The sequence below is a fragment of the Bacillota bacterium genome (assembly GCA_009711825.1).
Lineage (GTDB): Bacteria > Bacillota > Proteinivoracia > UBA4975 > VEMY01 > VEMY01.
Window position 1 is genome coordinate 1 of record VEMY01000048.1, and the last position, 12,592, is coordinate 12,592.

The following is a 12,592-nucleotide window of genomic DNA, read 5'->3' on the forward strand; positions in this document are numbered from 1 at the left end:
TGGAATATGCCCAAAGACTTGCAACGACTTAGTTCAAGCCGAAACACATTGGTAAGCCGTATGCCTTAGCAGGGCACGTGCGGTTTGATGAGGGGGTAGCCATGAGAGTGGTTACCCTACTCTATTTGCAGGAATGATTGACTGCGGTGTAGAATCTAATTGGGCATAAAACTCAGGAGGCGATAATATGCAATTTACAACCCGGGTAGTGCGTTCCCATAGTTTCGACCCCTGGTTCAACCTTGCTTTGGAAGAGCACCTGCTGCGGAGCGTGGCCGATAAAGCTCAGGTAATCCTCTATCTCTGGCAGAACAAACATACGGTGGTCATCGGCCGCAATCAGAACGCATGGAAACAATGTCGCTGCACGCTGCTGGAAGAAGAAGGTGGCAAACTTGCCCGCAGGCTCTCCGGCGGTGGCGCCGTCTATCATGATTTGGGCAATTTAAACTTCACCTTTGTCATGAGTCGTTCCTTTTATAATCTAGAGAAGCAGTTGGCCGTCATTCTCGATGCAGTTAAGCGCCAGGGAATTGCTGCGAGGTTCAGCGGTCGCAACGACTTGACCGCAGAAGGCCGCAAGTTCTCCGGCAATGCATTTTATTTCAAGGAGAACATGGCCTATCATCATGGCACATTGCTGGTGGATGTAAATGTGGAAGATATGGTCAAGTACTTACAAGTGTCCGAGGAGAAGATGCGGTCCAAGGCCGTGGAGTCAGTGCGTTCCCGGGTGGTGAACCTCAAGAGTTTGAATCCGGAGTTGACGATTGAGAAGATGGCAGAGAGTGTTCATGCCGCCTTCAACGAGGCCTATGGCGCTGCCGAGAGCGTCGAAGAGTTTGATCCACAGAGCATAGACCTCTCGGAATTGTATGAGAAATACGCGTCCTGGGACTGGCGCCTGGGCAGCACACCCAAGTTTGATGTAGATTTCTCCACCCGCTTCCCCTGGGGCGAAATCGAGGTGGGGCTGGTTGTACACAAAGGCCATATTAAGTCTGCCCGCTTCTTTTCCGACGCCATGAATTCTCAGCTGATTATGGACATCTCTCCGCTATTGGCCGGAGCTCCTCTGCAGGCAGAAGCTGTATCATCCCGTTTGGTGTTGCCGGAGCTTGCAGAGGAAGACCAGGTAATACTCAACGACATCCGCGGTTGGCTGCAAGAAAAGATCACCAATCTGTAGTTAAACAACAAACGCCGTGACGGCTTCTCGTCACGGCGCCTTTTTTATAATAGTGGTGATAACAATCTGGATACCGATTCCTTAAACTTGACCTTGAGTGGCAACTTCTGATAGCGTTCCAGGGTCAGCTCTGAACTGTCGGCAATATCTCGGTCAAACTGGGCTTCCAGCTCACTGCAGACAGCGCTGTCGTATATAAACGCATTGATCTCGAAGTTCATTTCAAAACTGCGGATATCCATGTTTGCGGTGCCGACGCTGGCCACCGAACTGTCCACAGCCACAACCTTGGAGTGAATAAAGCCCTTTTCATAGGTGTAACAGCGCACCCCGGCTTTCAGCAAGGTTCCGATATGGGAGAGGGTGGCCCAATAGATGAAGGGGTGATCAGGTTTGTTGGGAATCATAATCCGTACATCCACACCCGACAAAGCCGCCACCCTCAGGGCGGCCAGGATGCTGTCATCGGGAATGAAATAAGGTGTCTGGATGCTGATTCGACGCTGGGCGTTGTTAATCAATTTCATATAGCCATCCCGGACCGGACTCCATTTATGGTCGGGCCCGCTGGATACGATTTGGATGCTGGTGTTGCCGGCAGGTTGCTGGGCAGGGAACCAGCCGCTGTCCAAATCTTTTTCTTCGCGGGAAGCAAATTGCCAGTCGGCCATAAACCTCAAGTTCAGACAGTTGACGGCACCGCCGCGGATGCTCAGATGGGTGTCCCGCCAATAGCCAAAACGGGTTGAGAGGCCTAGATATTCATCGCCAATATTGAATCCGCCAATAAAGGCAATGTCCCCGTCGACGACACATATCTTCCGGTGATTGCGGTAATTTACCCGGAGGTTCAGATAGGGAATAAAGGGAGGGAAGAAGCAGGCTACCTGACCGCCGGCGGCGATCAGTTCCCGGAAAAAGTTCTTGGGCAGACGGATGCCGCCCATGCCGTCATAAAGCACCCGGACGGCAATGCCGGTGGCAGCTTTTTTAGTCAGCAGCGCGAGAATCTCTCTGCCCAGTTTGTCATTACGGATAATATAGTATTCCAGGTGAACAAACTGTCTGGCGCCGGCAATTGCCGCCTTGAGGGCGGCGAATTTTTCCTTTCCGTCATCGTATATTGTGACAGCATTATCGGTCGTCAAATGGGAGCGACTGCCGGACTGATGAAATCTTATTACATCACGATTCAATAGAACTTCTGTCGGGGGAGTGGACTGTTGGCTTAAAGGGCAGGCCAGGCTCTGCATGTGGTCGGATACTTGCTTCTTTGCGAATATTTTTTGCTTGCGCAAATCCTGTCCGATGAACAGGTAGAGTACGAAGCCGATAATCGGCAGGAATAAAAGTACCATCAGCCACAGCCAGGTGGTGGTGGGGTTGCGACGCTCAAAGAACACCAATAAAACAGCCAAGCCCATGTTGACTAGGTAGAGTAAGGCGACAAATAAATTAAGCCACGGCATGTTTTCACCCCCTGTTATGGATATTATATAGTCTTTTGGCCGTGTGGCAAGAGCAAAACCCACTGAATCAGGGGGCAAAGGTTATTGAGTTTCTGAAATTGTTTTCTCCAGTACAAAAACAGTAGTGGTTCCATCGCCAATTGGATAATCGTGCACAGTTTTTACTTCACGAAATCCCTGCTTGCTCCAGAACTTATACCCGCCCTTGTTCTCCTGTTGAACCCCCAGACGGATTCGTCTGGCGCCCCGCTCCCGGCACCAGCATTGGCAACAGTTGTAGTTAATTCGGTGCCAAGATGCTGTTGTCGGTAAGCAGGGTCGATGAGCATCAGGCCAAGATACCAGGTTCCGGGGGCAGGATAATCTTTGACAATATCAATAAGCCCACGCAGTTCCTTGTTCAAAAACAGTCCGAGGATAAATTTATCTGAGCAAGCTTTGCCTGGTGGCAATTCTGAAAACAATTGCTCGGCTGAACTTGAGCCGGGCGGATTGTCACCAATCATGATAAAGAATTCTCTGCACCGCTCAAGCAACGCCTGGATTTCTTTAGTGTCTGCGGTTGAGAGCGGGCAGATTGACCAAGCTTGGGAACCGTTAAATTTTGGCGTCATCTTAGATGTTTACCCAATAACGGCTGCCGTCCCGGTCACGGTTAAGGAAACCGTATTCAATCAGATAGCGGCGCAGGGTCACATAATCTTCATAGAAGTCGTTAAGAATTGCGTTAACTTCCCTTTCCGTATATTCACGGTTAGGCTCCAATCGCTCCGACAAGTACTTCAGGATAACCAATTTGCGTTTTTGCTTCTTTGGGAACTCAGTAAGTTTTCCGTCCCGAATGTAGTTGGTAATAATTTTATCCCGTTCCTGCGCGGTGATTGCATAACGATCGTCCACCATTGTCGCACCTTTGTGTATGGGAATGAATTCGTCTTTTGGGGACAATAGCCCCATCAGGGCCAAAAAGATCCGTGCCTGCTTTTCTTTTTCCCGCAGTTTATAGCGGTGATGACGGATTGTTGAACTGCTGCCCCCTTGGCGTTCACTAATCTCTTTATCATTGAGTCCCGAATAAAACATTGTCATCAGTTCTTTTTGGGTATCGGTAAGTCCGGTAAGTTTTTTGTCAAGATTAAGCAAATACTTAAACATCGGGCCGTGTTCGCTCTGAACATGCTCGGATGCAGCACGTTCAGCTTCCAACAAAAAATCCCCTTGGGGGTAAACAATACCCCGCTGGAATTGTCGGCCACAAATCAGACAGAAAAAACTTTGTTGCTTTTGGCAATAGCCTTGCTTTAGCTCTTCAGCACTGCCAAAATAATTGATTTATATCCAGCATGTATATGCACTTCCGCAAGCATAATACATTATTGTTTACGTTTATGTCAACAAATCATATGATTGTTTGTTTGAGAGCTTTGGGCCGCTTGTCCTGTTTTATTTGCCGTTTGTTTATGGTAAGCTGAAACTAACCGTTATAATGTTTGAACTCTTTTTCTCTACGGGAGGGAATTTCATGAAATCGAAATATAAGCGGGTTTTTAAGGGCTATGGTTTTTTATTGCATTGGGCCCGGGTGCTCGTCGTTATTACCGGTATTGGAACTTTCATTTGGACTTTCCTGATGGCCAGGCTGATGTCGGTTACGTTTACTGAGATGTTGATTCCCAACGGAATCGGATTTGGTCTGATTTTTGCTGTGATTTCCACATTAATTTTTGGTTTTGGTTTTGGCATGTTTAAGTACGGTTTCTACTCCTATATTCGCGACCTGACGCCTGGGAAGCTTAAGGTGCCTTCCGGCATATTGTTGGTGGGTGATCCACTGCTCATGGGACGACGTGATGGTGGCATGCAATCTGTCAAACTTCCCCCGGGAGAATATCCAGTGCAGTTAACTGTAGAGAGCTTACCCCGGGCTGAAAGTTCTGTACGCGCCAGTCTGCAAATATCCCAGCAGTCGATCGTTCGCCGCCGCCATTTGGCAGACTTGCCAGTGGTTTCGTTTATCAGCGCGTTTATTGACCAGCATAGTTTTGATAAACACTTTCAGCTGGTAGGGCCGGATCGCATCGGCTTGTTCAGTGGGCCGGGGCACAGGCAGATCGCGGAAAAACTCCAAGATAAGTTGGAGTTGGAATTGGAAGAAGAGAATTCCCAGATTATCCGGGTCAAGGGTGAAGTTAGCCCCAGTTTAGAGAATGGAATCATGACCTTTCTCAGTGGAGACGAAAAAAAGGCGTTTACTGTCATTACCAACAACACCTTTGATAGAATTGCCGAGAAAATAGCCGCCAATTATCGGCAGATGTTCAGTTATGTAGATTATCTCCTGGACAGCGAGACCGGGGAAAATTTAATTGCAGTTACCACCAATTATAAAACCCGGGTTGCCCGCTTGTTCACATGCCTGGACAGTAACGGCGAAATGGTCCGGTTAGATCTAGAGCTTTCCTGAAACACAAAAGCAGGCACTGCGTCTGCTTTTGTTTATTAATCCAGATACTGTTTGGCCAAATTGCCTATGCCCAGACACGAAATGTGAACCGAAAAAGAGGAGGGGCAACGTCTGAGGGCGAAAGTATATGAGGAGATTTACCAAAGGGGGATTTAGTTTGGCAAAATACCCGGTTATTGGATTGGCAATTCTTTCCGTGCTGACGATGGTTGCCCTGATTCAGGGAGACATTTACAGGATGGGGATATATGCTTTTGTGGTTGCAGGTATACTATTTGCGGTGGCTGCGTTTTTAAGCGGCATGTTGGCCAGCGGTGACCGCAACCGGGCCAACATGGCAATGGAAAGTCGTGAGGACACCCGTTCCCGACAGGCCTTGGTTCTAAAGCTTGTATTAATTGGCATGCCGAATTTGATAGGCGCATTTTTGATTTGGTATTTTGGTGCTTAGTTGTCAGTTGACCGCCCGGAGAACTTCCGGTAAACTAAATAATATGTAATCGGGCGGGGAGGCTTGTATTTTGAAACTTAAGCTGCCGGTTTCCGGACAAGGGACGGAAACCTCATTTTTTTATGGTTGGATAATTGTCTTTGTGGCCGGGCTTGGTGTGTTTTTCTCCGGGCCGGGCCAGACCTATTCCGTGTCGGTCTATATCGACTCCTATATTCAGGAGTTTGGTTGGAGCCGCTCTTTTGTGTCCAGTTTGTATTCTTCGGGCACGCTGCTTGCCGGTTTATTTTTACCTTTTGTGGGCCGACTTGTCGACCGCTTGGGGTCGCGGATAATGGTTACGGCGGTCACTGTCAGCTTTGGTCTTGTTTGTGCTGGCATGAGTATGGTCGCTAGTCCGGCCATGCTCTTTGCCGGCTTTTTGCTGGTGCGTCTGTTGGGTCAGGGTTCAATGACCCTGACATCTTCTACATTGGTGCCCCAGTGGTTTGTGAGTAAACGGGGCCGGGCCCTCAGCATCATGACCTTGGGTGGGACTTTGAGCTCGGCGGTGTTGCCGCCACTCAACACATGGATTATACAAACCTATCACTGGCAGCTGGGGTGGCAGGTTTGGGCACTTTTGCTCCTGACAGTGATGGCGCCAACTGCCTGGTTACTGATTAGAAACCGGCCCGAAGACATTGGCTTGTTGCCGGACAATAAGTCAGCGCCGGAAAAAACTGAAACGGAACAACCCGTCTCAGATAATTCCTGGACTGTTCGGGAGGCCATGGGGACCCGTGCATTCTGGCTGTTGCTATTTTGTGTCACAATACCTTCAGCAATTAACACCGGTATCACATTCCATCTGGCTTCCATTATGCAGGACAGGGGGTTCGCAATCGATGCGGCTCCGGTGGTGGCGGCCTCCGTTCTCAGTACGTTGGCAATCACCCAGCTGCCTTGCAATTTTATCGCCGGTTGGTTGGCAGATAAATTTCGTGTCCATTTGCTGATGGCCATTGCCTTTATTGGCCAACTTCTTTCATTATTGCTACTGCTTTGGGTCAGTTCCTGGCCGTTGGCCATAGTTTTTGGTGTGATCTGGGGGACGCTTAACGCTGCCTACGCCATTAATAACAACGTTGTTTGGCCCAGTTATTTTGGGCGTGGCAATCTGGGCAGCATCCGCAGCATGGCAATGACTGCTACAGTAATTGGCTCCGCCTTTGGTCCGCTACCCTTTGGTTTTGCCTTTGATTTTTTTGGTGGATATCAGGAAATTATTATTGCTTCAATGTTGTTCCCACTTCTCGGCATATTGGCGGCATTGCTTTCGCCACCGCCACAAAAGTCAACTCAGCCATCGGGGACGTTTCTCAGTGGCTGATATACCAACGCTCGGCCAGTTTTGCCGGGCGTTTTTTAAGTGGAAACGTCCCCGGTGGCTAGTGGTTTAATAATTCGCCGACAGTTGCAAAGGAGTAACCTTTTGCCCGCAGGCCGGTGATGATTTCCGGCAGTGCGTCTCGGGATTGCTGGCGCTGTTCATACATAATGTGGAGCAGGATTATCGAGCCGGGTTGCACATTGTCTAGCACAGTAGCTGTGATTAGATCAGCGCCAACGGTTGGATCCGAATCCGGCTCCAAGTCCCACATAACTGTCAGCATGTCCTCCTAGCGTAGGTAGCGGGGGAGCAGCAGCAGTTTTTTGCCGTTGGGCGGACGAAAATGAATCGGCCCCTGGTGACTGGCAGCACGAATCTGTTCGTTGGTGCGTTGGATTTCGTCACGGATGAATCCCGGACTCTTGAAGACCATACGTTGATGGGACCAGGAATGGTTGCCCAGCTCATGGCCGGCTTCGACAACCATTGCGCCTGCTTCAGGGTTTTCTGCCAGTTCTCTACCGGTTACAAAAAAAGTTGCCTGTACATCCAGTTCCGCCAGCAAGGACAGAATTTCTTCAGTGTAATGCGTGGGTCCATCATCAAAGGTAAGGGCAACAACCTTTTGTTCGGTTTCCACCTTGTGCACCAGGTTGCCGAAGAATTGAAAGGTGCGGGAGTTGCTGAGCTCTCGGGTTCCTATCCCCGCACCTGCAAATAAGATAATAGTTGTTGCTAAAATAATAAACTTCCGCTTCAATAAAACAGCTCCCTCCGAAACTCGATGTATATGTGTACCTAGTTTAACATGCAGGAGAGCAGGGATGTAGTGGCGAATTTTTTACATTAAAGCACTTAATGACTGGAGTGATTGTGTGACGTGGGGCATAGTATTTAATATCATGAAATATTCTATCAGCGATGGCCCTGGCATTCGCACCACTGTTTTTCTCAAGGGCTGCCCTTTATGTTGCGAATGGTGTCATAATCCCGAAAGCCAGGGCTGTGACCGGGAGCTAATCCTGCGTCCGGAACGCTGCATTCAGTGCGGCGCCTGCATGGATGCCTGTCCTGTGGGCGGTGATCAAGACCGCTGTCAACTCTGCGGGCGTTGTGTGGAGGCGTGTTTTAGCGGGGCCAGGGAGTTAGCGGGGCGCAAAATGACTGTGGCTGAAGTTCTGGCTGAGGTAAACAAGGATTTAATCTTCTACGATGAGTCGGGCGGCGGTGTTACCTTTTCAGGCGGTGAACCTTTGCAGCAACCCGACTTCTTGGTTGCACTGCTTTCTGCTTGCAAAGAGCAGGAATTGCACACTGCTGTTGACACATCCGGCTTTGCCCCACAGAAAGTAATCGATGCGGTGGCCGCTTACACCGACCTGTTCCTTTATGATCTGAAGCTACTGGATGATGAAATGCACAAACGTTATGTCGGTGTATCCAATCAGCAAATACTCGATAATCTGCAAACGCTGGTGAACCTTAAAAAAACACTGATAATCAGGGTGCCTGTTATTCCCGGTATCACTGATAGCGAGAGTAATATCCAGGCAATCGGGAAATTACTGCATGGTTTGCCAATAGAATATATTGAGCTATTACCCTATCACGCCACTGGTGCAGAAAAATATCGCCGCTTGGGACGCGAGTATAGTTTGCCATCGCTTCAGTCCCCGGATGCCGAGAGAATGCAAATGATAGCGGCTTGGTTGAGACCCAGTGGACATAGAATCAAGATTGGAGGAGCTGCCAATGGCAATGACTGAACGAGTACGCATACTGCGTCAACAATCCCTGGAGACAATTCCTTCAATAACCGATGAGCGGGCGCGACTGCTTACCGAGTTTTATAAACAAGTGCCGGTGGATGCCCATCCTGTGCCGATTCACCGTGCCCTGGCGTTTAAATATATCCTGGAACATAAAGAAATCTGTATTAATCCCGGGGAGTTGATTGTCGGCGAGCGGGGTCCTGGTCCCAAGGTCACCCCAACTTATCCGGAACTTTGCTGCCACAGTCTGGAAGATTTGGATCTGCTTCATAACAGGGAGAAGATTCCCTTTACAGTTTCCGAATCGGTGCGCAATACCTATGCCGAAGAGATTATTCCCTTCTGGCAGGGCCGTTCAATGCGCGACCGGATTTTTGCCGCCATGACCCAGGAGTGGAAGGATTGCTATGAGTCGGGAATTTATACTGAGTTCATGGAGCAGCGGGCGCCCGGGCACACTGTGGCCGATGAAAAGGTGTTTACCCGCGGTTTCCTGGATTTTAAGGCGGAAATTGCCGAGAGTTTAGCTTCCCTCGATTGGTTAAACGATCCCCGGGCCCTGGATAAAAGCGAGCAGCTCAAGGCGATGGATATCTGCGCCGATGCAATTATAATCTTTGCCCGCCGCCACGCGGACGTAGCACGGAGACTGGCGGAGACTGAATCTGACCCCCGGCGCCGGTGGGAGCTGGAACAAATTGCTGCCAATTGTGAGCGTGTGCCGGCGCATGCGCCGGAGAACTTCTGGCAGGCGCTGCAGGGATACTGGTTTGTGCACCTCTGTGTGATTACCGAACTCAACACCTGGGATTCCTTTAACCCCGGACGCCTGGATCAGCATTTGTGGCCATTTTACCAAAAGGAAACTGAGTCAGGTGTGCTGGATAAAGAGCAGGCCCGTGAGCTGCTGCAGTGCTTCTGGGTTAAGTTCAACAATCAGCCGGCGCCGCCCAAGGTCGGTGTCACGGCAGCCGAAAGCGGGACCTACACTGATTTCGCAAATATTAACAGTGGCGGCCTCCGCCCAGATGGCAGTGACGGCGTTAACGAAGTGTCCTACTTGGTACTGGATGTAATCGATGAAATGCAATTATTACAGCCCAGCTCCAACATTCAGTTAAGCAAAAAGAACCCGGATCGTTTCCTCAAGCATGCCTGTCGGGTTATCCGCAAAGGCTGGGGCCAACCTTCGATTTTCAATGCCGATTCGGTTGTTCAGGAGCTCATCAATCAGGGCAAGTCCTTGGTGGACGCACGGTGTGGTGGAACCAGCGGCTGCGTGGAAACCGGCGCCTTTGGCAAAGAGGCCTATATCCTCACCGGTTACTTTAACCTGCCCAAGGTGCTGGAAGTCGTTTTGCATAATGGCCGCGATCCGGAGACAAAAAAGCAGATTGGTTTACAGACCGGGGACCCCCGGAGTTTCGCCAGCTTTGATGAGTTGATGGATGCTTATAAAAGGCAGCTCAATCATTTTATCGACATTAAAATCAGGGGCAACCATGTTATCGAGCGACTTTATGCAAGGGATCTACCCTGTCCTTTCCTGTCCCTGATTATCGATGACTGTATCAAGACAGGCACCGATTATAATGCAGGCGGTGCCCGCTACAACACCAATTATATTCAAGGGGTCGGGATCGGCACTGTCACCGATTCTTTGGCGGCGATTAAAGATTTAGTATATGACAAAAATCTAATAAGCATGGATGCATTGCTTGCGGCCCTCGCCGACAACCTGTCTGACCAGCGGATTCGCTTGTTGTTACAAAACAAGCCACCTAAATACGGAAACGATGACGATGCTGCCGATGAGCTGATGGTTGAAGTGTTTCGCATCTTCTATCAGGCAGTAGATGGTCGGGAGACCGTTCGGGGTGGCACTTACCGCATCAATATGCTGCCCACTACTTGTCACGTCTACTTTGGTTCCCGGACCGGCGCTACTCCTGATGGACGTGTGGCCCATAAACCGTTTTCCGAGGGGATTTCTCCCGTACAGGGCGCTGATCGAAACGGCCCGACTGCGGCAGTAAAATCTGCCGCAAAGATGGATCATCTTCTCACCGGCGGTACTTTGCTGAACCAAAAGTTCACTCCCCAGGTGTTGGCGGGAGAGGAGGGCATTGAAAAGCTTACACGCTTGGTGCGGTCCTACTTCAAGCTGGACGGCCACCATATTCAGTTTAATGTTGTAGATGTTGTCACCTTGCAAGCAGCGCAAGAGGATCCTCAAGCATACAGGGACCTGATTGTCCGGGTGGCGGGGTATAGCGACTACTTTTGCGATCTAAGCAAGGAGTTGCAGGACGAAATAATTGCCCGCACCGAGCACAGTGCAATTTAAATGAAAACAGGAGCATGGCGTGCATGCTCCTGTTTTGTTTATCCGTTTTGTTTGGCCAGGTGGTAGAGCGTACGCACGCCCCAGCCGGTGCCCCCTTTGTCGCTATAATCACCTTCCTTGCTGGTCCAGGCGGTGCCGGCGATATCCAAATGCAACCAGGGTTTTTCTTCAGTGAACTCCTGCAGGAAGAGGCCGGCAGCAATGGTACCGGCCAGGCGCTGGGTGCCGGTATTCCGCAGATCCGCCACATCAGACTTAAGCAAGACCTTGTATTCCGGATCGTGGGGCAGGCGCCAGATTTTTTCGCCCGAAAGCTCCGCCGCATATTCCAGCTCGCCGAACAGGCTGTCATCGCTGGCCAGTACTGCAGTGTGGACGTCGCCCAGGGCAATTAACGCCGCACCGGTTAATGTCGCAATATCAAGGACATGGCTGGCCTTTTCTTCCCGAATGGCATAGGTAATCGCGTCGGCCAAGGTCAGGCGTCCTTCAGCGTCGGTATTGCCCACTTCAATTGTTTTTCCGCCCATTGAGCCGATGATGTCGCCGGGCTTGTAGGCGTTACCGGCAATCATGTTTTCGCAGGCAGCGACGATGCCCACCACATTGGCCGGAAGTTTCATTTCACCGATGGCCGCCATTGCCCCCACCACTGCAGCGGCGCCCCCCATGTCGCATTTCATAAATGCCATACCCTCGGTAGGTTTGATGCTGAGACCTCCGGAGTCATAGGTGAGTCCTTTGCCAACCAGCGCCAACATCCGGTCGCTCTCCGGGGCGCCCCGATGGCGCATGACAATCAGGCGCGGGCGGTTAGTGGAAGCACGGGCGACGGACATGAATGCTTCCATGCCCAGTGCCTGAATTCTATCCTCTTCCAGGATTTCAACTTCTATGTTGTTGCTTTCTCCCATTGCCTCCGCTTCAGCTGCCAGTTGGGCCGGGGTCATTTTGTTCGCCGGTTCATTAACCAGGCGACGGGCTAAGCTTGTTGCTGTGGCCAGTGCCTTGCCTTCCGCCAGGGCCAGGGGGACCTCCTGGCTTTCTGCCCAGACCAGGTTGACAGATTCCAGGGTCGGCTGCTGACGCTCGGATTTGTAGCTGTCAAATTTGTAGGCGGCCAGCTCCGCTGCTTCCGCGATAGCTCTTGCCAAATGGGGCGGGGCAAAATCGCCAAACTCTGCCGGGAATATATCAAGACCACTAGTTTTAAGCTTCAGGGCTGCTTTTACTGCCTTGCCGACTATTTTGCGCACCTGTTCCAGGGTCAGCTCGCCCTGTTTGCCCAGCCCAATAACTATCACATGCCGGGGTGTGCCTTTCAGGCGGATAGTATGGGTCTCGCCAAATTTACCCTTGAACTCATCATTGGCCTGCATATCAGTTACTAGTTCATGTAACTCTTGGGGCAGACCGACAGGCTCAAGGTCTTGAAAACATGTGACCAGGCGCGCTGGTTCTGGCTCACCTTGGTAGATTTTGATTTCCATTAAATCGCCTCCTTCGTTTAAGTTTATTTCTGTATGCG

9 protein-coding genes and 2 pseudogenes are annotated in these 12,592 nt (G+C 50.5%); 6 read left to right on the top strand and 5 right to left on the bottom strand.

Going from position 1 to position 12,592, the window contains the following annotated elements; all coding sequences use genetic code 11:
- Positions 1 to 187 precede the first annotated feature (187 nt).
- Complete coding sequence (locus FH749_13120; GenBank protein ID MTI96395.1) at positions 188 to 1,189, top strand: lipoate--protein ligase; 1,002 nt, start codon at positions 188 to 190, stop codon at positions 1,187 to 1,189.
- Between the two features lie 44 nt (positions 1,190 to 1,233).
- Here the strand turns inward: FH749_13120 and cls are convergent, their stop codons facing one another.
- The 3 genes and pseudogenes from cls to FH749_13135 all read right to left on the bottom strand — a co-directional run bounded on the left by cls (position 1,234) and on the right by FH749_13135 (position 4,003).
- The gene (gene cls / locus FH749_13125) at positions 1,234 to 2,658 is read right to left on the bottom strand and encodes a cardiolipin synthase (protein ID MTI96396.1); all 1,425 of its coding nucleotides are present in this window, start codon (positions 2,656 to 2,658) and stop codon (positions 1,234 to 1,236) included.
- A 161-nt stretch (positions 2,659 to 2,819) separates the two neighbouring features.
- Positions 2,820 to 3,272: a GNAT family N-acetyltransferase gene (locus FH749_13130; protein MTI96397.1), complete on the bottom strand. Its 453-nt coding sequence runs from the start codon at positions 3,270 to 3,272 to the stop codon at positions 2,820 to 2,822.
- A gap of 1 nt (position 3,273) precedes the next feature.
- Positions 3,274 to 4,003 (bottom strand): annotated as a pseudogene (locus FH749_13135) (DUF2087 domain-containing protein).
- Between the two features lie 177 nt (positions 4,004 to 4,180).
- Here FH749_13135 and FH749_13140 point away from each other — a divergent pair.
- The 3 genes from FH749_13140 (at position 4,181) to FH749_13150 (ending at position 6,945) form a co-directional block, all read left to right on the top strand.
- Positions 4,181 to 5,122 (top strand): hypothetical protein, encoded by a 942-nt coding sequence (locus FH749_13140; GenBank protein MTI96398.1) that lies wholly within the window; start codon positions 4,181 to 4,183, stop codon positions 5,120 to 5,122.
- Between the two features lie 157 nt (positions 5,123 to 5,279).
- Positions 5,280 to 5,573 carry a hypothetical protein gene (locus FH749_13145; GenBank protein MTI96399.1) on the top strand — a complete coding sequence of 98 codons (294 nt, stop codon included), beginning with the start codon at positions 5,280 to 5,282 and terminating at the stop codon, positions 5,571 to 5,573.
- Between the two features lie 70 nt (positions 5,574 to 5,643).
- The gene (locus tag FH749_13150) at positions 5,644 to 6,945 is read left to right on the top strand and encodes an MFS transporter (GenBank protein MTI96400.1); all 1,302 of its coding nucleotides are present in this window, start codon (positions 5,644 to 5,646) and stop codon (positions 6,943 to 6,945) included.
- 58 nt (positions 6,946 to 7,003) lie between these two features.
- On the opposite strand, the pseudogene FH749_13155 reads toward FH749_13150, so the two are convergent.
- A pseudogene (locus tag FH749_13155) lies at positions 7,004 to 7,705 on the bottom strand (polysaccharide deacetylase).
- A gap of 142 nt (positions 7,706 to 7,847) precedes the next feature.
- On the opposite strand from FH749_13155, the gene FH749_13160 reads away from it, so the two are divergent.
- The gene (locus tag FH749_13160) at positions 7,848 to 8,711 is read left to right on the top strand and encodes a glycyl-radical enzyme activating protein (protein MTI96401.1); all 864 of its coding nucleotides are present in this window, start codon (positions 7,848 to 7,850) and stop codon (positions 8,709 to 8,711) included.
- On the top strand, positions 8,704 to 11,064 hold the full coding sequence (locus tag FH749_13165; protein ID MTI96402.1) for a glycyl radical protein: 2,361 nt from the start codon (positions 8,704 to 8,706) through the stop codon (positions 11,062 to 11,064). The genes FH749_13160 and FH749_13165 overlap by 8 nt, the downstream gene beginning before the upstream one ends.
- Before the next feature lie 38 nt (positions 11,065 to 11,102).
- Here the strand turns inward: FH749_13165 and FH749_13170 are convergent, their stop codons facing one another.
- Entirely contained in the window at positions 11,103 to 12,554 is a 1,452-nt protein-coding gene (locus FH749_13170) for a leucyl aminopeptidase (protein ID MTI96403.1), read from the bottom strand.
- Positions 12,555 to 12,592 lie beyond the last annotated feature (38 nt).

Coding starts and splice junctions, on each gene's coding strand:
- cls (MTI96396.1), bottom strand. CDS start 2,658: ATGCCGTGGCTTAATTTATTTGTCGCCTTACTCTACCTAGTCAACATG.
- FH749_13165 (MTI96402.1), top strand. CDS start 8,704: ATGACTGAACGAGTACGCATACTGCGTCAACAATCCCTGGAGACAATT.
- FH749_13120 (MTI96395.1), top strand. CDS start 188: ATGCAATTTACAACCCGGGTAGTGCGTTCCCATAGTTTCGACCCCTGG.
- FH749_13160 (MTI96401.1), top strand. CDS start 7,848: ATGAAATATTCTATCAGCGATGGCCCTGGCATTCGCACCACTGTTTTT.
- FH749_13140 (MTI96398.1), top strand. CDS start 4,181: ATGAAATCGAAATATAAGCGGGTTTTTAAGGGCTATGGTTTTTTATTG.
- FH749_13130 (MTI96397.1), bottom strand. CDS start 3,272: ATGACGCCAAAATTTAACGGTTCCCAAGCTTGGTCAATCTGCCCGCTC.
- FH749_13170 (MTI96403.1), bottom strand. CDS start 12,554: ATGGAAATCAAAATCTACCAAGGTGAGCCAGAACCAGCGCGCCTGGTC.